The organism is Paenibacillus sp. FSL R7-0048 (assembly GCF_038004505.1).
Lineage (GTDB): Bacteria > Bacillota > Bacilli > Paenibacillales > Paenibacillaceae > Paenibacillus_AQ > Paenibacillus_AQ odorifer.
Genome location: NZ_JBBORF010000001.1, coordinates 1,968,330 through 1,994,701 on the forward strand (window position 1 = coordinate 1,968,330; position 26,372 = coordinate 1,994,701).

24 protein-coding genes and 1 riboswitch are annotated in these 26,372 nt (G+C 45.4%); of the genes, 23 read left to right on the forward strand and 1 reads right to left on the reverse strand.

What is annotated here, in order from left to right:
• Positions 1-231: 231 nt before the first annotated feature.
• From NSQ91_RS08375 to NSQ91_RS08405, 7 genes are all read left to right on the forward strand, one after another.
• On the forward strand, positions 232-420 hold the full coding sequence (locus NSQ91_RS08375) for an aspartyl-phosphate phosphatase Spo0E family protein (RefSeq protein ID WP_232061510.1): 189 nt from the start codon (positions 232-234) through the stop codon (positions 418-420).
• Positions 421-591: 171 nt separating this feature from the next.
• Positions 592-1,158 carry a cob(I)yrinic acid a,c-diamide adenosyltransferase gene (locus NSQ91_RS08380; RefSeq protein WP_076126402.1) on the forward strand — a complete coding sequence of 189 codons (567 nt, stop codon included), beginning with the start codon at positions 592-594 and terminating at the stop codon, positions 1,156-1,158.
• A 1-nt stretch (position 1,159) separates the two neighbouring features.
• Complete coding sequence (locus tag NSQ91_RS08385) at positions 1,160-2,146, forward strand: RluA family pseudouridine synthase (protein WP_076126404.1); 987 nt, start codon at positions 1,160-1,162, stop codon at positions 2,144-2,146.
• A gap of 193 nt (positions 2,147-2,339) precedes the next feature.
• Positions 2,340-2,705: an arsenate reductase family protein gene (locus tag NSQ91_RS08390; protein ID WP_076126405.1), complete on the forward strand. Its 366-nt coding sequence runs from the start codon at positions 2,340-2,342 to the stop codon at positions 2,703-2,705.
• Between the two features lie 60 nt (positions 2,706-2,765).
• Positions 2,766-3,665, forward strand: coding sequence for a 5'-3' exonuclease (locus NSQ91_RS08395; RefSeq protein ID WP_076126491.1), 900 nt, complete (start codon positions 2,766-2,768; stop codon positions 3,663-3,665).
• Positions 3,666-3,828: 163 nt separating this feature from the next.
• Complete coding sequence (locus NSQ91_RS08400) at positions 3,829-4,710, forward strand: ROK family protein (RefSeq protein ID WP_076303841.1); 882 nt, start codon at positions 3,829-3,831, stop codon at positions 4,708-4,710.
• A gap of 210 nt (positions 4,711-4,920) precedes the next feature.
• Positions 4,921-5,937, forward strand: a complete 1,017-nt coding sequence (locus tag NSQ91_RS08405) for an HRDC domain-containing protein (RefSeq protein WP_076303966.1) — start codon at positions 4,921-4,923, stop codon at positions 5,935-5,937.
• An 86-nt stretch (positions 5,938-6,023) separates the two neighbouring features.
• Here NSQ91_RS08405 and corA read toward each other — a convergent pair whose 3' ends face one another.
• A complete protein-coding gene (gene corA / locus NSQ91_RS08410) occupies positions 6,024-6,959 on the reverse strand; it encodes a magnesium/cobalt transporter CorA (RefSeq protein ID WP_036684479.1) in 936 nt (311 codons plus the stop codon).
• Positions 6,960-7,355: 396 nt separating this feature from the next.
• A riboswitch (SAM riboswitch) is annotated at positions 7,356-7,485 on the forward strand.
• 115 nt (positions 7,486-7,600) lie between these two features.
• On the opposite strand from corA, the gene metA reads away from it, so the two are divergent.
• The 16 genes from metA to aroF all read left to right on the forward strand — a co-directional run bounded on the left by metA (position 7,601) and on the right by aroF (position 26,319).
• Complete coding sequence (metA, locus tag NSQ91_RS08415) at positions 7,601-8,521, forward strand: homoserine O-acetyltransferase MetA (protein ID WP_076281068.1); 921 nt, start codon at positions 7,601-7,603, stop codon at positions 8,519-8,521.
• A 36-nt stretch (positions 8,522-8,557) separates the two neighbouring features.
• Positions 8,558-9,730 (forward strand): PLP-dependent transferase, encoded by a 1,173-nt coding sequence (locus tag NSQ91_RS08420; RefSeq protein WP_076103991.1) that lies wholly within the window; start codon positions 8,558-8,560, stop codon positions 9,728-9,730.
• Positions 9,731-10,357: 627 nt separating this feature from the next.
• Complete coding sequence (mqnC, locus tag NSQ91_RS08425) at positions 10,358-11,494, forward strand: cyclic dehypoxanthinyl futalosine synthase (protein ID WP_076184682.1); 1,137 nt, start codon at positions 10,358-10,360, stop codon at positions 11,492-11,494.
• A gap of 531 nt (positions 11,495-12,025) precedes the next feature.
• Entirely contained in the window at positions 12,026-12,868 is an 843-nt protein-coding gene (locus tag NSQ91_RS08430; RefSeq protein WP_036684473.1) for an SPFH domain-containing protein, read from the forward strand.
• An 11-nt stretch (positions 12,869-12,879) separates the two neighbouring features.
• Complete coding sequence (locus NSQ91_RS08435) at positions 12,880-13,050, forward strand: toxin-antitoxin system HicB family antitoxin (RefSeq protein ID WP_036684471.1); 171 nt, start codon at positions 12,880-12,882, stop codon at positions 13,048-13,050.
• Between the two features lie 506 nt (positions 13,051-13,556).
• Entirely contained in the window at positions 13,557-15,497 is a 1,941-nt protein-coding gene (thrS, locus tag NSQ91_RS08440) for a threonine--tRNA ligase (RefSeq protein ID WP_076135889.1), read from the forward strand.
• Between the two features lie 385 nt (positions 15,498-15,882).
• The gene (locus NSQ91_RS08445) at positions 15,883-16,482 is read left to right on the forward strand and encodes a 3D domain-containing protein (RefSeq protein ID WP_175618916.1); all 600 of its coding nucleotides are present in this window, start codon (positions 15,883-15,885) and stop codon (positions 16,480-16,482) included.
• 146 nt (positions 16,483-16,628) lie between these two features.
• The gene (locus NSQ91_RS08450; protein ID WP_156113077.1) at positions 16,629-16,772 is read left to right on the forward strand and encodes a hypothetical protein; all 144 of its coding nucleotides are present in this window, start codon (positions 16,629-16,631) and stop codon (positions 16,770-16,772) included.
• A gap of 236 nt (positions 16,773-17,008) precedes the next feature.
• Entirely contained in the window at positions 17,009-18,085 is a 1,077-nt protein-coding gene (liaF, locus tag NSQ91_RS08455; RefSeq protein ID WP_305953552.1) for a cell wall-active antibiotics response protein LiaF, read from the forward strand.
• The gene (locus NSQ91_RS08460) at positions 18,086-19,162 is read left to right on the forward strand and encodes a HAMP domain-containing sensor histidine kinase (protein ID WP_076126420.1); all 1,077 of its coding nucleotides are present in this window, start codon (positions 18,086-18,088) and stop codon (positions 19,160-19,162) included.
• A gap of 3 nt (positions 19,163-19,165) precedes the next feature.
• Complete coding sequence (locus tag NSQ91_RS08465; protein ID WP_036684464.1) at positions 19,166-19,819, forward strand: response regulator; 654 nt, start codon at positions 19,166-19,168, stop codon at positions 19,817-19,819.
• A gap of 236 nt (positions 19,820-20,055) precedes the next feature.
• Positions 20,056-21,729: a S1C family serine protease gene (locus NSQ91_RS08470; RefSeq protein WP_076126421.1), complete on the forward strand. Its 1,674-nt coding sequence runs from the start codon at positions 20,056-20,058 to the stop codon at positions 21,727-21,729.
• A 105-nt stretch (positions 21,730-21,834) separates the two neighbouring features.
• Positions 21,835-22,524: a response regulator transcription factor gene (locus NSQ91_RS08475; RefSeq protein ID WP_076126423.1), complete on the forward strand. Its 690-nt coding sequence runs from the start codon at positions 21,835-21,837 to the stop codon at positions 22,522-22,524.
• Between the two features lies 1 nt (position 22,525).
• The gene (locus NSQ91_RS08480) at positions 22,526-23,992 is read left to right on the forward strand and encodes a sensor histidine kinase (protein WP_076126425.1); all 1,467 of its coding nucleotides are present in this window, start codon (positions 22,526-22,528) and stop codon (positions 23,990-23,992) included.
• A gap of 59 nt (positions 23,993-24,051) precedes the next feature.
• On the forward strand, positions 24,052-25,008 hold the full coding sequence (locus NSQ91_RS08485) for a 4-hydroxy-3-methylbut-2-enyl diphosphate reductase (protein WP_076303842.1): 957 nt from the start codon (positions 24,052-24,054) through the stop codon (positions 25,006-25,008).
• A gap of 264 nt (positions 25,009-25,272) precedes the next feature.
• Positions 25,273-26,319 (forward strand): 3-deoxy-7-phosphoheptulonate synthase, encoded by a 1,047-nt coding sequence (gene aroF / locus NSQ91_RS08490; RefSeq protein ID WP_076192813.1) that lies wholly within the window; start codon positions 25,273-25,275, stop codon positions 26,317-26,319.
• The last annotated feature ends 53 nt before the right edge of the window (positions 26,320-26,372 follow it).

Sequence of the window (26,372 nt, forward strand, 5' to 3'; positions counted from 1 at the left end):
GATCAAACAATCCTATGGTATTATTTTACTTTGAGAGTAATTAGCCCCTATAATAGAACTTACAAGGATCCATTTACTCTGGAACTAAGCGTTGCTTTGAAGTTGCTTTATTTAACTTTTATGCTCTTTTGCAGCACGCGCTCAATAATACTTTTGGGAGGGATGATTGTGCTTAGCGCCGATTATTACTTACCTTCCTATGGTGGGAAATGTTTCTCTGGAAATGGGAAAATACCCCCCAAGGGTGATGCTTCTGCTCGCATACTCTCTCTGGAAGATGAAATTAGAATACTCCGCAGCAAGATGGAGCAGCTTTTCCTGCAGGAAAAATCATTCACTTCGGATAATGTGATTGAAATTAGCAGTTTATTGGACCTCAAAATAAATGAGTACATGAAGGGGCGTCCAGCTGGAAAATAGTGCTGCTGAATGCTCTTGAGAGGACCCTAGGGTCCTCTTTTTGTTGTTCACTCTTACTAATGATGGTGTTTTTGTGTATACTCTTAATTTGCTATCTTTATTGCCTTCCTTATAGCAGAAAGCTTAAACTATCAGTATATGTTTTTTAAGAATGGATAGGAGGCTTAAACCATGGCGATTTATACACGTACGGGTGATGCAGGTCAGACCTCAGTGATTGGCGGCCGGGTCGGCAAGGATGATGTCCGCGTCGAGGCCTACGGAACGATCGATGAGCTGAATTGTTTTGTAGGGCAAGCACGAAGCCTGATGGAAAGTGATAATTTCGACGATGTCCGCGAGCAATTGCTCGAAATACAGCATGAGCTGTTTGATTGCGGTACGGATTTAGCATTTGTTAGACTTGCTGATGGTGGTCAATATATGGTGACAAGTGAGATGGCTCAGCGGCTGGAAGGCTGGATAGATACTCTACAAGAGGAGAATCCGCCACTTGAGAAATTTATCCTGCCAGGAGGTAGTCAGCTGGCTTCGGTTCTACATGTATGCCGCACGGTTTGCCGTCGTGCAGAACGCCGGGCGGTTACCTTAGGGCGAACTGCGGACATTAACCCAGAAGCGGTAATTTATCTCAATCGATTGTCGGATTATTTTTTCGCTTTGGCTAGAACGGCTAATACACGGTCAGGGATTACTGATGTAGAATACATCCGCAGTAAAAAGGTGTTCCGAGACTAATATGACAAGCTATTATTCACCCATTACTTATATCATACCGCCTGAAGAGGATGACTTCCTGCTGAAGACCATCCTGCACAAACGGATGGATGTCTCACGCAAGCTGCTCTCTCGCCTGAAGCAGACGGAGCAAGGCATTACATTAAACGGTGAACGTGTATACATTAGTGTGCATGTAAAGGCAGGAGATACCGTGCAGATTCGCATGGAAACGGAGACTTCGGATGATATTTTGCCGCAGCCGATTCCATTTGAGATTTTATTTGAAGATGAACATCTGCTAGTGGTTAACAAGGCAGCGGGAATTATAGTTCATCCCACACATGGACATTACACCGACACGCTTGCCAATGGTGTGGTTTATTATTGGGCACAGAAGAATGAACGCTTCCGTTTCCGGCCTGTTCACCGTCTGGATCAGGAGACCTCCGGTGTGTTAGTGATCGCCAAAAATCCTTACAGCCATCAGCATATTTCCGAGCAGATGATCGCCGGTACTGTGGATAAGCGTTACGCTGCATTTGTTCACGGGGTTCCTGCGGAGTTATCCGGCGATATCGACGGCCCTATCGATCGTGATCCTGAGGAGCCACATCGGCGTATCGTGACACCGGATGGATATCCTTCCCTAACCCGATATGAGGTTAAGCAGGTGTATTCAGCTGGCTCTAGAGTTGAACTAAAGCTGGAGAGTGGGCGTACGCATCAGATTCGGGTCCATATGACCTCAATCGGCTGTCCGCTGATTGGGGACAGCATGTACCGTCATGAGCTGTACAATCTACCAGAATTGACTTCAACTCAAAGCGAGCAATTGGAGACCGTTGCAGCACTCGATGCTTCCATACCGCGTCAGGCGCTGCACGCAGTCCGTCTGACGTTCAAGCACCCGGTGCTTCTGCAAGAAATGATTTTCGAAGCCCCGTTGCCACCTGACATGGCAGCCTTAGAGAAAATATTGGAGCAAGGTCCGACAGTGGATTTGTGATAAAATTATGATTCAGGCGATGGTGTGGCGAAGGGGAAGATTGGAACTGTAGGAGCGATAGCGACCGCCTTTGTCTGCGGATTTCAAACGTGTTTAACGGTAAAATTGAAGAAATCTGTAGACAACAGCGGCCGAAAGTCCAAACATTCCCCATAGTTACGATATTATTAGCCGATTATTAAAGGAGCACAGCATGAGCAAATTAAAAGTATATCAATATCCCAAATGCAGCACCTGCCGCAGCGCAGTAAAATGGTTGCAGGGACAAGGTCATGAGCTGGAGCTTCAGCACATCGCAGAGCAGCCACCTACGGTGGACGAGCTGCGTGAGCTGCTCGCGAACAGCGGCCTTGAGCTGAAGAAGTTTTTTAATACAAGCGGTGAAGTATATAAATCATTAGGTCTGAAGGACAAGCTGCCCCAGCTTACGGAACAGGAGAAGTTAGAGCTGCTCTCAAGCCACGGGATGCTGATCAAACGCCCGATTGTCACCGATGGAGTTAAAGTTACGGTGGGATTCAAAGAAGACCAATATGCCGATACTTGGGCTAATGTTTAATATCAATACAACGATCAAGGGAGAGGTTTATAAGTGAGAACAGATACAACGGGCCGGGTAATGCTTGTAGATGGAATGGCTCTGCTGTTCCGGGCCTTTTATGCGACCTCTTATGGAGGATATATTCGCAAGACAAAGGAAGGTTTACCGACGAATGCGGTATATGGATTTTTGCAGTATTTTTTTGATGCAGTAAGTACGTTTGAGCCTTCTCATGTCGTATGCTGCTGGGATATGGGTAAAGGAACGTTCCGTACCGAGAAATATGATGGATATAAATCCAACCGGATCGAAGCTCCGCTGGAATTAATTCCGCAATTTGATCTAGTAAAAGAAGTAGTGGCTGAGCTAGGTGTGCCAAACATCGGTCTTGCCGGCTATGAAGCAGATGATTGCATTGGTACGCTAGCATCCTGTTACAGCGATAATTCTGAGGTTTACATTCTGACGGGTGACCATGATATGCTGCAGCTTATTGATGAGAATGTTAAGGTCGTCATTATGAAAAAAGGACGCTCCAACTATAAGGTTTATGACCTTGCAGAATTGCTTGAGGATAAAGGTCTAACCCCTAGACAGGTTATTGACCTGAAGGGCTTTATGGGCGATACAAGTGATAATTACCCTGGTGTAAAAGGGATTGGTGAGAAAACCGCGCTGAAGCTGTTAACGGAATACGGTACAGTTGAAGGTGTAATTGAGAATCTTCACTTGCTCCCTAAAGGTGTACGGTCCAAAATTGAAGCCGACCTTGATATGCTGCATCTATCAAGAGAGCTGGCTGAAATCCGTTGTGATGTGCCTGTGGTCTGTGAGCTGGCGGAAGCTTTATGGCAATTACAACGGGAAACAGCCGCGCGTAAATTTCAAGAACTGGAATTTGGCAGCCTGATGCATTTGATCGCTGAGGTGCAGGACGAACGGGGAATTGTACAGATTGAGTTAGGTGATCTGGGTTAAGGAGAGTCTCCCTTCATGCAAAAAAGCATGAAGGGAGTTTTATTATTGTGATAGCGCTTCATCCAACGTATAATAAGGGCTGTTGATTGTTTTATTTTATATTAATTTTTATTTTCAAACTGGATGGCGGATTATTGCTTAATGGAGAAGGGAGATAGTTGCTATGAAGTTATTGGGAGCGATTGAAGCAGGCGGAACGAAGTTTGTATGCGGAATTGGTTATGAGGACGGTACCATTCTGGACCGAGTTAGCTTTCCGACAACAACACCGGAAGAAACGATGGGACTCGTAATCGACTATTTTAATGGGAAGAATGTAGAAGCTTTTGGTATTGGATCGTTTGGACCGATTGATCCCGTGCTGGACAGCCCTACTTATGGTTACATAACAACGACACCAAAACCTCACTGGGGACAATATAATTTGGTAGGTACAATGGCTGAGCAATTTAACGTGCCAATCGGTTTTGATACGGATGTGAATGGTGCAGCGCTTGCGGAAAGTAAATGGGGAGCGGCTAAAGGTCTGGACAGCTGCCTTTATATTACGGTTGGGACAGGCATTGGAGCGGGAGCAGTAGTTGGAGGTCAGATGGTGCATGGATTGTCTCATCCTGAGATGGGACATATTCTAGTTCGCAGACATCCAGAGGACACGTTTGAGGGCTACTGCCCTTATCATGGCGATTGCCTTGAAGGGTTAGCCGCAGGTCCGGGGATTGGCAAACGCTGGGGACAACCAGCAGGCGAGCTACCTGTTGACCATCCAGCTTGGGATATGGAAGCTCATTATCTTGCACATGCACTTATGAATTACGTGTTGATTCTGTCTCCCGAAAAAATCGTAATGGGCGGTGGTGTCATGAAGCAAAGCCACTTGTTCCCGCTAATTTGTACCAAGCTGCAGGAGCTGCTGAAGGGTTATGTTCAGCATCCAGCGCTAAATACCGACATCGATAATTATGTTGTGCCACCGCAGCTTGGAGATAATGCAGGACTTGCAGGTGCGATTGGACTGGCAACTTTAGCTTTGGCAAGAAACTAGTATAAAAAGATATTGACTGTTAGGAAATATATGGTATTGTAGGATCTAACAGTATAGCATTTAATGAGGGAGCACCTCTTTCACGTTTATCGTGAGAGTGGTGCTTTTTTGCGTTTTCCGAGTCTGACAGTGTGGCATTCACATCAGCGAATAAGTAGCTCAGACCGGTAGGTATAGTGCTTGCTGAAGACTAGAAAGGCAGGGATGAATATGCAAATTGTATTTATGAATCGCTTATCCAGAATATCTGGGGTGGATCAAGAGGTGTTCGCTCAGCTATGGATTGGAGAGGAAGAAGGAGTGTGGAGTCTGGGCTGGCGTGATTTTTCAGGCGGTGAGGAAACACAGGAGCATTTGTGGTACGCGGGTGGTTCATGGAATGAAATGCTTTGTGTTTACAGGCATGAGCTGGCGGTGAAGATGGGGGATGGCTATCGGCCGTTGATTGATGGCGTATTTCATGAAGAAGACGGCCTTACCGGGCGTAATCAGGAGCAGCTAAGGCTGCAATATTACAGTGAATATAATGGGAACGAAGCTATATATGAGGAGTTATGTGCTTGGCGCCGCAGCCGAGCTTCTAGTGAACGGAAAGCCCCTTACATTCTTGCCAGCAATCGTTTGTTACGTTTGATAAGCACTTTCTTGCCGCATACACCAGAGGAGCTGCTGCAGATCCCTGGTGTAGGGGAAGGAAAGGTAGCCCAATATGGCACGGATTGGTTGGCTATAACCTCTACGGCTGCAAGGGAACATTCCTTTCCTTTGAATTGGGTACACCAAGAAATTGAGGAGGATTCTTTTGTATCCTGGCTCTATAAACAGAAAGAGGTCAAATATAAGAAACAGCTAGAAAGACTGCGATTACGGCGAATTCTGCTGCAAGGGATCGAGAATGGGTTAGGGTTAGAACAGCTTAAGGTGAACAGTGGAGTGAACCGTCGCGAACTGATTGAAGCGGTAGAGGAGCTGGAAAGAGAAGGTTATTGCGTGGAGAAACTGATCGAGGTAGAACTGAAAAATGTGCCGCAGAATGAGCAGGAGGCGATATGGAATGCCTATGCAGAGGTAGGAGATCTTTTTCTAAAGCCAGTGCTGCATAAGGTGTATGGGGAGGATTTTTCAGCAGCAGAAGGGCTGGATAGCTATTATGAACGTCTGCGGCTGATCCGCATTCGTTTCCGGCGGGAGCAAGCTCCTAAAGTGGGCATGGCGACCAGTTTCTAGTAGCTTTTTATCATATCAAAAAGACGAAGGCTTCCTTACACCATAGGGTTAAAGGGCCTTCGTCTTGCCTATTCGTCCGTTTATTTTCATAGCCATTCTTTCTTGCGGAATACATACAGCATCCCACAGCCTAACGTCAACATTAGACCTATAACGGCAAAATAACCGTATTTCGTATGCAATTCCGGCATATGATCAAAGTTCATCCCATAGATTCCGGTAATTACGGTCAAAGGCATGAATATCGTTGTAATCGCGGTAAATACTCTCATAATTTCATTGGCGCGGTTGGCGATACTGGATTGGTAGGCCTCACGTAAGTTGCCCATGAGATCGCGGTACGTCTCAAAGGTTTCGGATATTTTAACTGCATTTTCATAAATGTCGCTAAAGTATTTCTGCAGCTGATCATCAATCAGACGGAGGTCTTTTTTATTCAGGGTATTGATAACCTCTTTCTGTGGTCCCAGCATCTTCTTTAACCATAAGATCTCACTTCGCAGACCGATAATCTCACTCAGATGAGATTTCTTGGTATGCATTAGGATATCCTCTTCAAGCTTCTCAATCCGGGCTTCAATTCGGTCACCTACGGAGAAATAATTATCTACGACAAGGTCGATAAGCAGGTAAAGGAATTGGTCGGGTTCGCTAACCTCTTGTTCCCATAACATGGGCTTCAGGACGCGTAGCTCGTGAATCTTTTGTTTCGTTACAGTAATAATATAATGTCTGCCCAAGAATATATTGAGCGCCCGCAGGAAGATTTCCTCATCATCAAAGCGGATGCTGTTTACAACAATAAAGTAATGACTTTCGTATATTTCGATCTTTGGACGTTGATCCTCTTCACTAAGGCAATCCTCAACAGCGAGATCATGCAGGTTGAACAGGGGCTGAAGCAGCTCCAAATCCTCCACATCTGCATCAATCCAATAGAACCCTTCTGTTGGGGGTGTCAATGTTTCATCAATTTCATCAATAGGTGTAAAAACCCCTGCATTCACCAGCCGGATTTTCATCTGATTCCACTCCTTCTATCCCCGGGTCTTCACCAGGGACTGCTAATTAAGCACAGAGAAAAAATCAGCTTGGCCGGCGTTACAATCAATACAAGAGGCCGAATGACGATTCGAGGGCATGAAGAAGAACTGCTCCCGCCGCCGGCAAGCTGATGATTATCCTGTGTGGTTGCTCATTCTGTACACTTAATTGCGAGCTCGGGTCGCCTTCCATTCTTCTTCTCACCTCTTCTTTTCGTTCAGGTATGAAATACTTGTCTAGTATAACAACGGAGTATGCCTCTTTCAAGCAAATTTATTGTTACTTTGAGGCTACTTCAGCATTGTATGGACTTGACGAAAAGGAGGTTCATGATTTAAAGTAAATTTTAAAGAAATTTAATTGAATACAGCTAAATCTTATCAAGAGCAGGTGGAGGGACTAGCCCTATGAAACCCGGCAACCGGCGTGTGAACGCACGGTGCTAATTCTTGCGGAACTTTGCTGACGACTAAACCTCGTCCAAAAGTTTCTGGCAGATGAGAGAGGCGCATATGACTGTAGATATGACCTTTCTCGTTTTCCGAGAAAGGTCTTTTTATTGTTCAGAAAGCCGCGATGTGACATCATAACCTAAATACAGTTAAGGAGTGGAAAGACAATGCCAATTAAAATTCCCGACAGTTTACCAGCAAAAGAAATACTATCCGGTGAAAATATTTTTGTGATGGATGATAGTTTGGCTTTCCATCAGGATATCCGTCCACTAAGGATTGCTATTCTGAATCTCATGCCGACTAAAGAAACGACGGAGACTCAATTGCTGCGTTTAATAGGAAATTCACCGCTACAGGTTGACGTTACCTTGCTGCATCCACGCTCACATACTTCTAAGAATACTTCTGCTGAGCATTTGAGAAGCTTTTACAAAACTTTTGACGAGATCAGCCACCGCCGTTTGGATGGTCTTATTGTTACAGGAGCACCCGTAGAGCAAATGGAGTTTGAGGAAGTATCCTATTGGGAAGAGCTAAAAGAGATTTTTGAATGGAGCAAGGATAATGTGACCTCGACCATGCATATCTGTTGGGCGGCACAGGCAGGGTTGTATCATCATTTTGGTGTTCGTAAAGTGGCTTTGCCTGAAAAATGTTTTGGAGTATTCTCCCATACGATTAATCAAAATAACATTAAATTGCTGCGCGGCTTTGACGAGGTATTCCATGTACCGCATTCCCGTCATACCGATGTCTCCCGCGAAGATATTGAGAGCAATCCAGATCTGCAGATTCTGGCGGAATCCGAAGAAGCTGGTATGTATCTAGTAGCTACGACCGACGGCAAACAAATATTTGTGACCGGACATTCCGAATACGATCCATTATCCTTGAAATGGGAATATGATCGTGATTTGGAGAGGGGCATGGAGATGGCCTTGCCGAAACACTATTTCCCTAAAGATGATCCAGAACAAACACCTCCTGCAGTGTGGCGTGCACATGCCAACTTATTATTCTCTAATTGGCTCAATTACTATGTATATCAAGAGACACCTTACGATATCGACCCGATTGTTTATTAAGATCAGCGCTACATTACAATTTAGGAGGCATTTATCATGGACGACAAACTTAGGATTGAAAGCAGACTGGCACAAATAGGTTCACAAGAAGATCCGGCTACCGGAGCCATTAATTTTCCTATCTATAATGCTACGGCATTCCGTCACCCGAAGCTTGGGCAGAGCACAGGTTTCGATTATAGCCGTACCAAAAGTCCAACCCGTTCCGTACTAGAGAATGCGGCTGCGGAATTGGAGTCTGGTGATGCAGGTTTTGCCTGTAGTTCTGGGATGGCAGCTATTCAAACCATATTTACCCTGTTTGGGCAAGGCGATCACTTGATCGTTTCGCTGGATCTTTACGGCGGGACCTATCGTTTGTTGGAACGAATTATGTCCAAGTTTGGAATCACTGCTTCCTATGTAGACACGAATGATTTGGATGCGCTTGAGGCTTCACGTCTTCCAAATACGAAGGCGATATTTATTGAAACGCCAACGAATCCTTTGATGATGGTTACGGATATTGCAGCCGTTGCTACTTGGGCCCGTCATCATGGGCTGCTCACAATTGTAGACAATACACTGCTGACTCCATTTTTCCAGCGTCCTCTGGAATTAGGTGCAGACATTGTAGTCCATAGTGCTACCAAATATTTGGGCGGACACAATGATGTTCTTGCTGGTCTTATTGTATCTAAAGGGGCTGAATTATCCGCTGAAATAGCGATTCTACATAACTCTATTGGCGCTGTGCTTGGGCCAACAGACAGTTATCAGCTGATGAGAGGCATGAAGACACTGGCCCTGCGTATGGAACGGCACGAGAGTAATGCGCTAGCAATTGCCCGCTATCTACAAGAGCATCCGGCGATTGCGGAAGTGTTCCATCCAGGCCTGCCGGATCATCCGGGATATGAAATCCAGAATCGCCAGTCCTCGGGCAATACCGGAATTTTTTCTTTCAAATTAAAAGATGCCAGATACGTAGAACCTCTGCTTCGTCATATCCGGCTTATTGCCTTCGCGGAGAGCCTCGGCGGTGTTGAATCGCTAATGACCTATCCTGCAGTACAGACGCATGCGGATATTCCTGTGGAAATTCGGAATGCGGTGGGTGTAGATGATCGATTGCTGCGCTTCTCGGTCGGCATTGAACATGCGGAGGATCTAATTGCTGATCTTGGTCATGCTTTGGAGGCTGCGCGGGCGGAAATCGAAACGAAGTAAAAGTAACGGCAACCCAGATCGGCACCGAATTGCTGGAAAATATCGAGGATCTATCTCACCGTTGATTTAGAGCTGGTGTTAGACGGAGGATGAAATAGAGCTGTCTCATAAGCCGGGAATTGGCTGCTGGGATAGCTCTTCTTTTTGGACTTTTTGCTATTGGACACAGCTGACCTTAGACACAGCATTATTACACATTTGGAATGTTAACGGACTCCACAGCAGCTATTGCGCTAAAAACCTGCCTTCATGAGTCTCTTGTCAAGGAATAGCGTCGCTGGAGTCCATAACAATGCTCCAAAGGCTAAATACTAACTAATAACGTCATCTGTGTCCGGCAGCCTCCAGGAATTTTGATTCACCGGGTGCAGGCAGCAATGTAAAGACTCTTTCTGCTGGATGGTATCTTGCTAAGAAAGTAAAAAGTTTTTCAAGCTGTTCAGATTGTGATACGATGAGGAAATGAACTGTTCATTTATTAAAATATAAGGTATAAGTTACATACTATACTTTATCCTTATGTTACTACGAGAAACGGTTGTTATCTCTAAAGGACGACAACGTTATTTTTCTTGTGATTTTGTGAATCTACCATATCCCTAAGGGTTTAAAAGGAGGATGCGAACGATGAGTACGATAGATCTTATTTTGGATAAAGCCCTGCGGGGTGACCGTCTCCAATTGGAAGATACCATCCGACTATTCGAGAGCAACGAAATTGAGAAAATGGGTGCTGCTGCAAACACTATTATGGAACGCTGGCATCCGGACCCGTTAGCCACATTTGTAATTGGCCGTAATATTAACTATACGAATGTATGTGATGTGTACTGCCGTTTTTGTGCTTTTTACCGCAGACCAGGCTCGGATGAAGGCTATGTGCTGCCAGATGAAACGATTTATCAAAAAATTGCTGAAACGATTGCTGTTAATGGTACAGAAATTCTTATGCAAGGTGGAACTAATCCTAACCTTCCATTTAGCTACTATACAGATATACTGCGCGGAATTAAGCAACGGTTCCCTGAGATTACAATGCACTCCTTCTCTCCTGCGGAGATTATGAAGATGAAGGAAGTGTCAGGATTACCGCTAGAACAAGTGGTTCGTGAAATTCATGCTGCGGGTCTGGATTCCTTGCCAGGCGGAGGCGCAGAAATTCTTGATGACCGTACACGCCGCAAAATCAGCCGGCTAAAAGGCTCGTGGCGCGAGTGGATGGATGTAATGCAGACAGCACATAAAGTGGGTATGAATACAACAGCAACAATGGTGATTGGGCTTGGAGAAAGTATGGAAGAACGAGCTTTGCACTTACTACGTGTACGTGAGGCTCAGGATGAGTGTATTGCCAACAAATATGATTCTGAAGGTTTCTTGGCCTTTATCTCATGGACATTCCAGCCGGACAATACCAACCTGAAGCTGGACAGACAAACGCCTGAGGAATATCTGAAGACGGTAGCGATCAGCCGCCTTGTGCTGGATAATATTAAGAACTTCCAATCTTCTTGGGTCACTATGGGGCCAGAGGTCGGCAAGCTCTCCTTGCAATATGGCTGCAACGATTTCGGCAGCACAATGATTGAAGAGAACGTAGTATCTTCAGCGGGTGCGACTTATAAGGTAAACATCGAGTCGATTACTCAGCTGATTCGCGAAGCAGGCAAAGTTCCAGCACAGCGGAATACACGTTATGATATTCTGCGGGTGTTCGATGATCCTAATGCGAAGATTGATAATGATTTTGTAATGCAGAACTAATATATATTAATTATTAATCAACGCTTGATGCTTGTTAATCCTTAAGTGGATTACTGAGCATCAAGCGTTTTTTTGTAAGGTTAGGATTACGAACATTAGTAAGCCTTATTGCAGAACACATCTGAATCTTCGCTTGTTAAATCATCCGCTAGGCGTACGGACCCAGTGGACCTTAATTGCAAATTCAGCGCTTCTTGAGTCGGGGTTCGGACCCCAGCGAAGCTATTCCTTGAAAAGAGCCTCATATAGGCTGGTTTTTAGTGCAATAGCGACTGTGGGGTCCGATAGCATAGGGAAAATCAGAAAATGTGGCGTATAAGAGCATCAGTGTCCGATAGAGCAGATGTATACGAACACTATGAACTAATGTTAACTACACAAACTAAGGTTGGTGTGGAGTACGCCTTTTAAACGAAGTTTTATATAAATGTGAACATAAAATTATTTTTTTATTTCTTTTTACCCATTCACATTATTATCCAAAAGTGATATCATAATCATATCAAAAGAATATCTAGTGGGGGTGCTTTTATGAAAGAGAAAACGCTTCGTCCTGTCAGTGGATTTTGGGTTCTCGCCTTAATTGCAGTTTGTTTAGCTGGGGGAATTTATGGTGCGGTTCAAGAGTATGTCGCAGTGCCAGTTATTCTGTTCGTTGTAGCTGGGGTATTATGTACAAGTGTTACGGTTGTGCAGCCCAATAAGTCGGTTGTAGTTACCTTTTTCGGGCAATATGTAGGGACTATCGTGACAAGTGGCTTGTTTGCAGTCATTCCGTTCAGTTTGCGCAAGACGGTTTCCCTCCGCGTACGTAACTTTAACAGTGTCAAGCTGAAGGTTAATGATGTGGAAGGTAATCCGATTGAAATTGCTGCAGTTATCGTATTTAAGGTAATTAACTCTGCAAAAGCGCTTTTTGATGTAGATAAATATATGGCGTTTGTGGAAATTCAAAGTGAAACAGCGCTGCGTCATGTGGCCAGTAAATACCCGTATGATAACTTCAATGAATCGGGCATGTCCCTGCGGGCCAATGCAGATGAGATTGCTAAAGAATTGGCAACCGAGCTGCAAGAACGTTTGTCGATATCTGGTGTAGAGGTCATTGAAGCGCGGCTCACACACTTGGCTTATTCCACAGAGATTGCCAGTACAATGTTGCAACGTCAGCAAGCATCTGCAATTCTGTCCGCTCGTCAAATCATTGTTGAAGGCGCCGTGGGCATGGTCGATATGGCGATTAAACAGCTTAAAGAGAGTGGCGTGGTTGAGCTTGATGAGGAACGCAAAGCGGCGATGATTAATAATCTGATGGTTGCGATCGTGTCGGAGCGCGGAGCGAGTCCGGTCATTAACGCCGGCTCGTTGTACTAAGGCGGTGCATCATGGCGGCCAAGAAAAGCTTTCCACTGCGGATTGATCCGGATTTACATGAGGCGCTGGAACGATGGGCGGGAGAGGAATTTCGCAGCGTAAACGGACATATCGAATACTTGTTGCGTGAGTCTTTGAAGCGTGCAGGCCGCTTACCTGAAAAAAAACGGCGAGAGGAATAACCATAGAAGGGCTGTTTCAGCATCCATGTATTGGCTGCAAGAACAGTCCTTATGTGTGTCTTCTGACTGTGTTTCTATCATTTTGGACCCTTTTCTGACTTGACTGTCAGAGAGGACAGATTTATAATTACTCCATAATTCACGTTAACAGCATTGACGAAGATATGAGTTGATTGTTCTGGACCGTTCAGAGAGAGGAAACTTAGGCTGAAATTTTCTCCGGCATCCTGCTTTCGATTTACCCCTTTGTAGCTGCGGTTTTGAATTCCCTGCAATGGGATAGTAAGAGCTGCCGGTTCATGGTCGTTACTCCATGCTTACGAAGGATTCTATCTTCACTCCGCTTGAGGATTCAAGGGAGGCTAGAGAGAATCGAATTTGGGTGGAACCACGGGTGTAATCGCTCGTCCCTTTGCGGGACGGGCGTTTTTTTGTGTGCGTGGATATTATTGTTCCGCAAAGGTTAAAGGGCCCTTAGGCTTAATTATATGAAGGAGGAATTAGCAATGTCAGTAAGTATTAAGCTTCCGGACGGTTCTGTCCGTGAATACGCAGAGGGTAGCAGTATTGATGATGTAGCAGCTTCTATTAGCAGTGGCCTGCGCAAAAATGCAGCAGCGGGGAAATTGAACGGTATCGTTGTAGATTTATCTACTCCCCTTGAAGAGGGCGCACTGGTAGAGATCGTAACTTTGGATTCACCTGAAGGTCTGGAGGTTATGCGCCACAGTACAGCTCACTTGATGGCTCAAGCGGTTAGACGTTTGTTCGGAACAAAAGAAGTTAAGCTTGGTGTAGGTCCGGTCATTGAAGATGGCTTCTACTACGATATGGATCTGGAACATCCTCTAAATCCTGAAGATTTGCTCAAAATCGAAAAGGAAATGGACCGCATAATTTCGGAGAACCTGCCGATCGTGCGCAAAGAAGTTAGCCGCAAGGAAGCACTTGAAATTTTCGGTGAGCTAGGTGATCCTTACAAGCTGGAATTGATCGAGGCATTGCCTGAAGATAGCGTAATTTCTATCTATGAACAAGGAGAATTCTTCGACCTATGCCGTGGACCCCATGTGCCGTCGACTGCTAAGATCAAAGTCTTTAAATTGATGAATGTAGCCGGTGCTTACTGGCGCGGCGACAGCAAGAATAAGATGCTTCAACGCGTATACGGCACAGCTTGGATTAAAAAAGCTCAGCTTGATGAGCATCTTCGTCTGCTTGAAGAAGCGAAGAAACGCGATCACCGGAAGCTCGGTAAAGAGCTTGAAATCTTTACATTTAATCAATTGGTAGGACAAGGCTTGCCAATCTGGTTGCCTAAGGGTGCCAAATTGCGCAGTATTCTGGAGCGTTATATCGTAGATCTGGAAGCAAGTCTTGGCTATCAGCATGTATACACACCAGTTCTGGGTAATGTTGAGCTGTACAAAACTTCAGGACACTGGGAGCACTATCAAGAGGACATGTTCCCTAAGATGACTATCGACAATGAAGAATTTGTTCTTCGTCCAATGAACTGCCCGCATCACATGATGATTTATAAGAGCTCAATGCACAGCTACCGTGATCTGCCGATCCGTATTGCTGAGCTTGGTATCCAGCACCGTTATGAAATGTCAGGCGCATTGACTGGCTTACACCGTGTACGCTCGATGACTCTTAATGACTCCCATATTTTCTGCCGTCTGGACCAAATTAAAGGCGAGTTCATTCGTGTAATCGAATTGATTAAACAGGTATACAGTGACTTTGGTATTAATGACTACCGTTTCCGGTTGTCCTATCGTGATCCTAAGGATACTGAGAAATATTATGCAAATGACGAAATGTGGGAAACTGCACAGCGGATGTTGCGTGAGGTTGTAGAGGAAGCTGGACTGCCGTTCTACGAAGCAGAAGGCGAAGCTGCATTCTATGGTCCTAAACTTGATGTGCAAATTAAGACTGTATTAGGTAAAGAAGAGACTCTGTCTACTGTACAAATCGACTTCTTGCTGCCTGAACGTTTTGAACTGGAATATATCGGCGATGATGGTCAAAAACACCGTCCAGTCGTTCTGCACCGTGGAATCTTGGGTACAATGGAACGTTTCGTTGCCTTCCTGTTAGAGAACTTTGCGGGCTCGCTGCCGCTTTGGTTATCTCCACAGCAGGTTAAAGTAATTCCTGTATCGACAGCGTTCGACGATTATGCCAAGGAAGTTACAGACAAGCTGCGTCGCCGTGGTATCTCTGCTGAAGCAGATCTCCGCAATGAGAAGCTGGGTTATAAGATTCGCGAAGCTCAGCTTGAGAAACTGCCATACATGTTCGTAGTTGGCGAGAATGAGATGAACGCTCAGACGGTTTCCATCCGTAAACGCGGGGAAGGCGACATTGGAGCTAAGCCGCTTCAAGAAGTGATTGAGCTCTTGTCTCAGGAAATTGCTGATCGTGTGATCTCCTAGTTTCTTGTAATTAACAACACCAAAATTACGTCTAAATAAGACCTCTGTTATATGCCAATGAGGATCAACTTCTGATCTTCATGTATAAAATTTTGTGAATCGGGAAACCTTCGCTAATAAGGGGGAGGTTTTTCACATGAACAAAATGGGCATATTTCAGAGGTTTTGGTGTCTTTTTGTCACCATCGTTTTGCTATTGACCGCTGCTGGAATCATTCCAGAATCTAAGCAACAGGCAGTAGGGGCCATTGGGACAGGAGACACTTTACAGCACACGGGTATTAACAAAACGCTATCGAACGAGTTGCAATATACCAAGGCTAATTCTGTGTTTATGAGAACTACAGATGATAAGGTCATTCTTACGACTGGCCGTGCCACACTTATGTCAAACGAGGCGCATTCCGTCGCACCTGTATTACCTGCAACAACAAAAAATAAACCAGCAGCGACGAAGGCACCGCAGAGCACCAAAGCTCCAACCACTAAAACAAACGGTGGCAGCGGATCTTCCAAACAGTTACCAAATTCTATTCCTGTAGCCGCACCTGCGGAAGACCAGATCATTACTTCAATGAAAGTGATGGCGACTGGATATACTGCGGGTTATGAATCTACAGGTAAAACATCTAAACATCCCGAATATGGAATTACCTATTCAGGGGTAAAAGTGCGCAGAGACAAAAATACAGTCTCAACCATTGCTGCTGACCCTAAGGTTTTGCCGCTGGGGAGTATTCTTTATATACCGGGCTATGGATATGCCATAGTTGCTGATACAGGCTCGGCTATTAAAGGGCGGAAGATTGATCTGTATTTTGCTACTACGAAACAGGTGTATAAGGAATGGGGCAAAAAATCAGTTGTAGTTCAACTCATTAAGCGTGGTAACGGGACTTGTACGGAAGTCATGCTGAAGAAGCTGAGCCAAGCGATTGAGACTTACAAAGCAGTACCGCAATCCATGCTCGAAGAATCCATTTAAAGGGATTGAACTTATTTTCACTTGGTCATGCATAATAGTGACATCACCTTGCCATAATACGGACTGGGGCAAAGCAATTGCCTCTTCCGAGATGTTCTCTTAGTAAGCATATTCTATGCTGCATAAGAGAAAAGGAGGTGAATTCCGTGGCCAATAACAAGAAATCTAAAGTACAAGAAAATTACAAAACACCAAATGAAAAATACAATGCTGAGTTTGCTGTTGAGAATGACGGCGCTACTAAGCAAAGTGGAAATACTTCTAAACCAGCTCAGAAACCGCAACAATAATGCGCTGACTGAAGCAGAAGACTGCTGAAAAAAAGAGACTGTCCAATTCAGTTAATTACTGAGGGACAGTCTTTTTTCATATATAATGAAGTAAATAGAATTTTATCCCATTCATCTCAGTCTAGAGACCGAGGGGAAGTTCCTTCTCTCGCCGCTGTTTCTCAGTACTTCATTCCTGTAGACTAAGGCTATAAGATTGAAGAAGAGAGCGTTCCACTACTTTAAAGGGGAAATGAATGATGAAAAGAAGGTTCACCAGCCAGGTTTTAGGCGGCCTGATCCTGATAGGGATTGGAGCTATGTTTCTACTGAGACAATTAGGTTACACTGATTTCAGTTTAGGTTACCTGATTTCGAATTATTGGCCGGTAATTTTGATCCTAATGGGAATGAACCGGCTTTTAGGTACAGGGGATGGACAATCCAAAGGTTCTTCACCTATCGGCGGCTTTTTCTTTCTGGCGATCGGAGTGTTTTTCCTTGGACGGAATTTAGATTGGTTCGATATTTCGGCCGGGGATTTTTTCAAAATGTTCATTCCAGTTATGTTGATCGGCGGCGGACTTTATGTGATTTTTAAACCACGCGGTTCAGTACCACCTGTGCCACCAGCTCCACCGTCACCACCAGATCACTTTCCTTCAGGAAAAAGCTCACTAGATGTGGAGCCGCCCAAACCACTGGATTCCACACTTGATGAACAATTTGAGCAAAAATTTGGCAAGGCTTCTGGTCAACGCGACTGGAAGGACTATCTTCAAAAAGATGAAGAAGACGATGAGGACGAAACAGGATCTTATAAGTCCAGCGCTGAAGCACGTTGGCAAGAGAAGCAGGAACGACACGAGCGCAGACGTCAGGAACGTCATGAGCGTCATGCACATAGACATGGTAAATGGCATGAGGAATTCCATGAATCAAATAATCAAAAGGAATCGACCAATCGCTCTGCTTTTATCGGAGATGTCCACATGGGGCGCGAGCATTTCCAACTGAAGAACACGAATATCTCGCAGTTTATCGGTGATACCGTACTGGATCTGACGAATGCACAGATTGCTTATGGCGAAACGAGGATTAATATTTCCGCTTTTATAGGCGACATTAAAGTGTACATTCCGAATGATATGGATCTTGGCATCTCGGTGAACAGCAGTTCTTTTATCGGGGATATGGAAGTTCTGGATCAGTCTCGCAGTGGGTTTATGAGCAGTGTACAGTGCAAGACTCCTTATTATAAAGAAGCAGGCAAAAAAGTCCGTATAAATGTAAGTGCATTTATAGGTGACATTAAAGTTAAAACGGTGGGTTAGATGGGGACAATCTTCAGTAATACCAAATGGTTGCTGTTGTTTTACTTTTTGCTCACTGGAGCGGTAAGTGCAGGATTGATGTATGCAGGCACTTGCCTTGGTTATATCGAAGTGAAGGATTATCGGATGTGGCTGTACTTATGTCTCGGGATTGTGTTGTTCACCGTAGTTATCGGCTATATGGCAGGCCAGCGGATTCAGCGCCGGATTGATCATCTGGATCTGAATATGCTGCAGGTCGCCAAAGGAAATCTGTCCGTACGGATGCCAGAAAGTGACGATCAGTCTTTTGCCCGAGTGTATCACGAGTTTAATGTCATGATGGATACGGTCGAGAATAAGATGCAACTGCTACAGCGATTGGGTGAACAAGAGGTTATTGAGAAGGAACAGGCAGCGGAGAGTGCGGTGTTGGAGGAAAGAAGGCGTATGGCCCGGGATCTGCATGATACGGTGAGCCAACAGCTTTTTGCCATCCATATGTCGGCTTCTTCGCTGCCTAAAGTGCTGAAGGTCAATGAAGCTCAAGGTCAAATGGTCATGGACCAGTTGATTACAATGTCTCAGATGGCACAAAAACAAATGAGAGCATTAATTGCACAACTGCGTCCGGTGGAGCTGGAAGGTCGAAATCTGTTCGAGGCGCTGGAAAAATGGTTTCCCGATTATTGCCGCCAGAATGGCTTAAAAGGAATGAAGGAGCTCGAACTTCAGGGCGAGTTATCGGAAGCAATCGAACATCAGCTGTTCCTAATTATTCAAGAGGCGATGGCGAATATCGTGAAGCATGCCGGGGCTAGACTGGTGAGTCTATCGCTGCGTGAAGGATCAAGACAAGTTGTGCTGAGTATTAGTGATGACGGTCAAGGTTTTGAACATGTGCAGCAAAAACAAGGCTCCTACGGTCTCACCACCATGCGCGAACGGGCGGAGAAACTGGGTGGGCAAGTGGAGATTATTAGCCGCAAGGGTGCGGGAACGACGATCCGTGTACATATTCCTAAGTTTGTTCAAGGGAACCCAGAATTAGAGCAGAATAGATCGTTAGGAACAGATACACAGGACGAGGAGGAGTAGAGCATGAGTGTCATAAAAGTGTTGCTCGTAGATGATCATGATATGGTACGGATGGGCCTCAAAACTTATCTAATGCTGGAGCCTACATTCGAGGTCATCGGTGAGGCGGCGAATGGACAAGAGGCGCTGGAGATGCTGCGTGCGGGTGGACATGAAGGTCTGCCTGACCTCGTGCTGATGGATTTGATGATGCCAGTGATGAATGGTGCCGAGACCACAAGAGCAGTGCTGGCTGAATTTCCTGGCCTCAAAATCGTGATCCTCACCAGCTTCCTGGAGGATGATCTTGTTGTAGATGCTATAGAGGCTGGTGCAGTCAGCTACGTGCTCAAAACAGTGTCGGCAGAAGAGTTAATCTACGCATTGCAAGGGGCTTACCGCGGCATGCCAGTCATGACGGGTGATGTGTCACAGGCGCTGACCCGTGGTATTCGCCAGCGCACCGTGCAAGGTGATTCCTCCGGTTTAACAGAGCGTGAGAAGGAAGTCCTGCTGCTTATAGCTGAGGGCAAGACCAATAAGGATATCGGTGAGGAGCTGCATATCAGCATCAAGACAGTGAAGACGCATGTCAGCAATCTTTTGATGAAATGCGAGCTTGATGACCGTACCCAGTTGGCTATTTACGCTCATCGGAAGGGCTGGGCTCAGGGGTAGGACTTGTAGACTAAGGTGCATTACTATTTGAAATGGTTTTAGAAGCTCGGGCCGCGATGTTTTTCGCGCCCGAGCTTCTTTTTTTACTTTCCTGCCTAATCTCCTCCCATTTGCCTATATCTTTTATCTGCGCTTAAATTGTTTTTAATGTGACCTTAAGGTTTAAAGTACAAAATAAGAACATGAAAACAAATTAATCCTTGTCACGGCGACAGGAAGCAGGAGGAAAGATAAACATGGACGATAACAAAAACAACTTCAATCGCGACAATGGACCAGCACCAGATCGGGAATGGGACAATAATAACAATAGCAGCAATAATAATAATTCATCTGAAGCAGGATCATCATCATACTACTATTCTTACGGACCTTTTAAATCTTTGAACAAAGATGAGAATAACGCTGACGGCGGCGCACAGCACTACAATCGGATGGAGCCAGAACGTGTCGAGGTTACACCTCCACAGCCTGTAAAGCCATTACCTTATAACACATCGCTTCGCACCACTGGCTATGATGGCAATGGTGGTGGCCGCGGAGGAAATGGCGGTGGCGGTTCTGAAGGTGGCGGCGGCTGGCAATATAATAAAAAACCAAAAAGCTCGTTAAAAACAGTGCTGGTATCATTCCTAGCCGGTATGGTCGTTCTCTCGGGCTCAATGTATATGGCAGACAGAGGTAACTGGTTTACGGGAGATACAGCTACAACGGTTGCTAGCTCCGGAACGAATGGAACGGCGAAGACAACGGGCGAGAGTGCAGGTGTTGCGCCTTCTACTTCTACTACATCCTTGGTGACTGGATCTCGTGATGTGACAGGTGTTGTTGATGCGGTGGGACCAGCAGTTGTTAAGATTGAGACACTAGTTAAATCTAATTCGCGTAATGGAAGCTCATCCAGTCCGAATCTGAGTGATCCCTTCTCACAATTTTTCTTCGGGGATCAATACAGTGGAAATGGTTCTTCCCAAAATGAACAGGATTCCAAATCAGGATCGGATTCTTCATCACAGCTTATCCCTTATGGAATTGGAACAGGCTTCATTTATGAGAAATCCGGCTATATTTTGACCAACCAGCACGTAATTGACAATGCCGATGTAATCCAAGTCACCGTGGATGGCGTAACCAAGCCTTATGAAGCGAAGCTGCTAGGTTCTAGCAAAGATCTGGATTTGGCTGTGCTTAAAATTGAAGGAGATAGTGATTTCCCTACAGTAGCACTGGGAGATTCGGATAGCATAAAGGTAGGTTCAGAAGTGGTTGCTATCGGTAACCCGCAAGGCTTTGATCATACTGTAACTTCCGGTGTTCTTAGTGCAAAAGGACGCAGTATTGATATTAACGAAGAAGATGGCAGTGGAACACGTAATTACAAAAACCTGCTGCAAACCGACGCTTCTATCAACCCGGGTAACTCAGGTGGGCCGTTGCTCAACATGAATGGGCAGGTAATTGGGATGAATGTAGCCGTCAGCACGGATTCTCAAGGTATTGGTTTCGCAATCGCTGTGAATACGATTAAAGAAGTCGTAGATAAGCTGGAAGCCAACCAAGCCATTCCGAAAGAGCCGGTACCTTTCATTGGTGCAACTCTTATGACGATTACAGATGAGGTTGCTAAGCAAATGGGTACGGATATTAAAGAAGGTTCTGTGGTTGCAGACATCATCTATAAATCCCCAGCGTATACCGCTGACCTGCGCCCTTACGATATCATTACCGGTGCGAATGGAACGAAGTATGCAACCAACCAAGATCTGATTACTTTCATTCAAACGTTAAAAGTTGGTGACAAAGTAACATTAAATGTTGTGCGCGACGGTAAAACCATGGATCTTTCAGTTACCATCGGTAACAAAAATGATTTTGATACAACGACTACACAACAAAGTCAGCAGCAATAATACCGGACGGTAAGTCACACGGAAGGGGCGACCCTTCCGTTTTTGTCTAATTGTGATGTAAACTGCTACAATATATAAAAAGAACTGAACAATGGGGGCTGCTTGATGCGACCGAATATTCTAATTATTGATGATGACGAAAAGATTATTTCTATGCTGCGTAGAGGTTTAGCTTTTGAAGGTTACGATGTGAAAACAGCGGTGAATGGAGCGGATGGATTACGGGCAATCTTGAGCAGTGACCCGGATGTGGTAATTTTGGATGTAATGATGCCTCAGGTGGATGGCTTTGAAGTATGTCGCCGCTTGCGGGAAGGAGGCAGTAATGTTCCTGTTCTCATGCTTACCGCGAAGGATGAAATTGAGCACCGTGTAAAAGGGCTTGATCTGGGTGCGGACGATTATCTGGTTAAACCCTTCGCGCTGGAAGAACTGCTTGCACGTGTACGTGCGTTGCTTCGGCGTAAGAGTGAGCAAAACGAAGGTGGAGAGCAAGCGGTTTCTTATGAAGATATTACGCTGGATGTGGATTCACGTGAGGTTACCCGCGCCGGTAAAAGACTGGAGCTAACAGCGAAGGAATTTGAGCTGCTTCATCTTTTTATGCAGAATCCGAAACGTGTGCTTTCACGGGATCTGATCATGGATAAAATATGGGGTTATGATTATAGCGGTGAATCTAATGTGCTTGAGGTATACATAGCTATGCTACGTCAAAAGACGGAGGAGCATGGCGGTAAACGCCTCATTCAAACGATCCGGGGTGCCGGTTACATTCTAAGAGGTGACAACTAACATGTCTATAAGATTGCGGCTGACTGCTTGGTATTCAGGGATTTTGGCCGTTATGCTGCTGGCCTTATCAGCCGCAATTTACGGTTTTGTTTATTTTAATACTTATGGGGACTTGAAGGATCGTATACAAAAACAGGGTGAGCAGCTTGTAACCAATCTCAATCCTAACTGGGCGTATGACGGTTCATTGCAAAGTGTGAGCATAAACCCCTTCTTCGGCAACAAACTGGAGGAAGCTAATATTTTGGTGCAAACCTATATCTATAATAATGAGAACCTGCAAAAGTCAGAGAACTTGCATTATCTAGATATCCAATTCGATGTTCCGAAACTGGAAGATATTGATAAAGCTCACGGTTTCAAACAGACTACGCTTGGCGGATATCATTTGATGGTTTATCAGATACCGATATATGACTTGAATAAGAGTCCTGTGGCCCTTCTGCAGGTGGCAACACCGTCAAATTCGGAAGACAAGCTCTTGGAGCGTTTAAAAAATATACTACTCGTAGGTTCTTTTGCTACCCTGATCGCGGCATTTACCTTCGGCTTGTTCCTTGCGCGCAAATCCATGAGTCCAATCGGCAAAGTAATTGAAGCTGCGAATGGGATTCAGACGGGGAATGATTTAAGCTCGCGGATTGAATACGATGGGCCGCCAGACGAGATAGGAAGACTTATTGAGACCGTTAACAGTATGCTTGGGCGTATGGAAGGATTCTACACAGAGCTGGAGGATTCGTATGCGGCTCAGCGCCGTTTCGTTTCAGATGCTTCACATGAGCTTCGGACACCGCTCACTACGATCCGCGGAAATATTGATCTGCTGCAAAAGGTTTGGGAGATGGAACCCGGAGAAGGGAAGATGAGTGAAGCTGAGATTCGCCAGCTATCGCTTGAATCGGTGCAGGATATCGCAGACGAGTCTAAGCGTATGAGCCGCTTGGTAGCGGATATGCTCTCGCTCGCGCGTGCGGATACTGGACGTACTTTTGATATAGAGCCCGTGGCACTGGAACCGATGATGAATGAGATTGCGCGCCGCGCCTCTTTCCTGCCCCGTCAAGCCGAGTGGGTTACAGGTGATATGTCAGTCTTAAATGGCAAATATATAGTTGGGAATAAAGATTATCTACAGCAAATGCTCTTTATTTTTATTGATAATGCTTTTAAGTACACGCCTTCAGGCATCGTGAGTTTGGATACCCTCTTCTATCAGAATCAGATTGGCATTCGGATCACAGATACAGGGATTGGTATGGATAAAGATGAGGTTCCATATATCTTTGACCGTTTCTATCGTGCAGATGAATCGCGTGGAATTACGGAAGGGATTGGGCTTGGCTTATCCATTGCTAAGTGGATTATTGACGAGCATGGTGGGTCTGTGGAGGTTGTTACACGCCAAGGTGAGGGTACCACTTTTGTCATCTGGTTACCGCTTCTCTTTGCTCCGCCGCTGGAATAGGGTATAATTTAGAAGTGTCCTATTACAGAGGTCAATGAAAGCAGAAAGCTGGTGAACTCATGGAAGTCATTAAAATCTCTCCCCGGGGATATTGTTACGGAGTTGTCGATGCAATGGTTATGGCACGGCAGGCTGCGCAAAATCTCGATCTTCCCCGGCCGATTTATATACTGGGTATGATTGTTCATAACAGTCATGTCACGAATTCGTTCGAAGATGATGGCATTATTACTTTGGACGGACATAATCGTCTGGATATTCTGGATAAAGTGGATAGTGGGACCGTCATATTCACTGCACACGGGGTTTCTCCTGAGGTGCGCAAGATGGCTAGGGACAAGGGTCTGACTACGGTCGACGCCACCTGTCCTGATGTCACGAAGACCCATGATCTTATTCAGGAAAAAGTAGATGATGGTTATGAGGTCATTTATATCGGCAAAAAAGGCCATCCGGAACCGGAGGGTGCTGTGGGTATTGCCCCTGAGCATGTGCATCTGATTGAAAAAGAAGATGAGATTGCTACGTTATCCATCTCTTCTTCACGTATTGTCATTACGAATCAGACTACTATGAGCCAGTGGGATATTAAACACATCATGAAAAAGCTTCTAGAGACCTTCCCAGGTGCTGAAGTGCATAATGAGATATGTATGGCTACCCAAGTACGTCAAGAGGCTGTGGCGGAACAAGCGGGGCAATGTGATCTGGTGATTGTTGTCGGTGATCCGCGAAGCAACAACTCCAATCGTCTGGCACAGGTGTCGGAAGAAATCGCTGGGGTTCCTGCCCATCGTATTTCTGATGTGTCTGAACTCCAAACAGAATGGCTAGAGGGTGTAAATATCGTCGGGGTCACTTCTGGCGCGTCCACACCTACACCTATCACCAAAGAAGTGATTAACTACTTAGATCAGTATGATTCGGCTAGTCCGGAGACGTGGGAGATCAAACGTACAGTGAATATGGCGAAGCTGCTGCCACCGGTTAAGAATAAGAGTGCAAGTACTACTTAATGTAATGGGCTAGGCTCGAACTTATATATTATGAACGCTGCAACAAGAGCGCTTAACTTCGTCAGTCGAGGTTAAGTGCTCTTTTTTATCGAAAGAACGCTTCCGGCATAGGAATCTAGAATATAGATTGACTATAATCGTTTTTTGAGGTAAAATTGCTTTAGTGATTAAAAGCATAAAAGCTTAAAAGCGAACACGCGTCGTAGCGCGATAGTACTTAGCGGAATTATTATAAATTTTAAATGTAGAGAGGGAGTTATAAATATGATCGTCATTACATCAAATCAAACACCGGAAGAGCAGGTTAAAGATATAATTGCCGTAATCGAAAAAGAAGGTTTGCAGGTGCATCTCTCCAGAGGAGCAGATCACACGGTGATAGGTTTAGTGGGAGGCGTCACTCCTAAGCTCGCCGAGCATTTGCGGCAAATGAAGGGTGTAGAGAACGTCGTGAAGATCTCCAAATCCTACAAGCTGGCCAGCCGGGATTTCCATCCTGAGGATACGATTATTGATATCAAGGGTGTGAAGATTGGTGGAGAAAACCTGGTGATCATGGGCGGACCTTGCGCCGTTGAGTCTCCAGAGCAGATTGATGAGATCGCCCGGCTTGTTAAAGCGTCTGGTGCTCAGGTACTTCGTGGAGGCGCGTTTAAGCCCCGTACAGGACCGTACAGCTTCCAAGGCGTAGGTGTGGAAGGTTTGACTATGATGGCTGAAGCAGGAAAGCGTCATGGGCTGTTGACCATTACAGAGGTTATGACACCAGAGTATGTTGATATCTGTGCGGAGCATGCGGATATTCTGCAGGTGGGTACACGGAATATGCAGAACTTTGATTTGCTGCGCAAGCTGGGGACCTGTGGCAGACCTGTTCTTCTAAAACGTGGCTTCAGTGCGACCTACGATGAGTTGCTCAATGCAGCGGAGTACATTTTGGCAGGCGGTAATAAGGATGTAATGCTCTGTGAGCGCGGGATTCGCACATTTGAGACCTACACTCGTAACACGCTGGATCTATCGGCTATTCCTGTGCTACAAAGCTTAAGCCATCTTCCAGTAATCTCTGATCCAAGTCACGGAACCGGTCGTCGTGAGTTAGTTGAGCCTATGGCCAAAGCTTCTGTTGCTGCTGGCGCAAATGGTCTAATTATTGAAATGCACACAGATCCGGACAATTCCATGACAGGTGATGGTGTTCAATCGTTATTCCCTGATCAGTTTGATAACCTGCTTAAGGATCTGGAAAAGCTGGCTCCAATTGTTGGACGTAAGTTTTCAACTTCGCCAGAAACGGTTTCGGTCCTATAAAATTTAATCTAATAGCTTCCTCGGAAGCCCTCTTAACCCGCGACCTAGTGGGA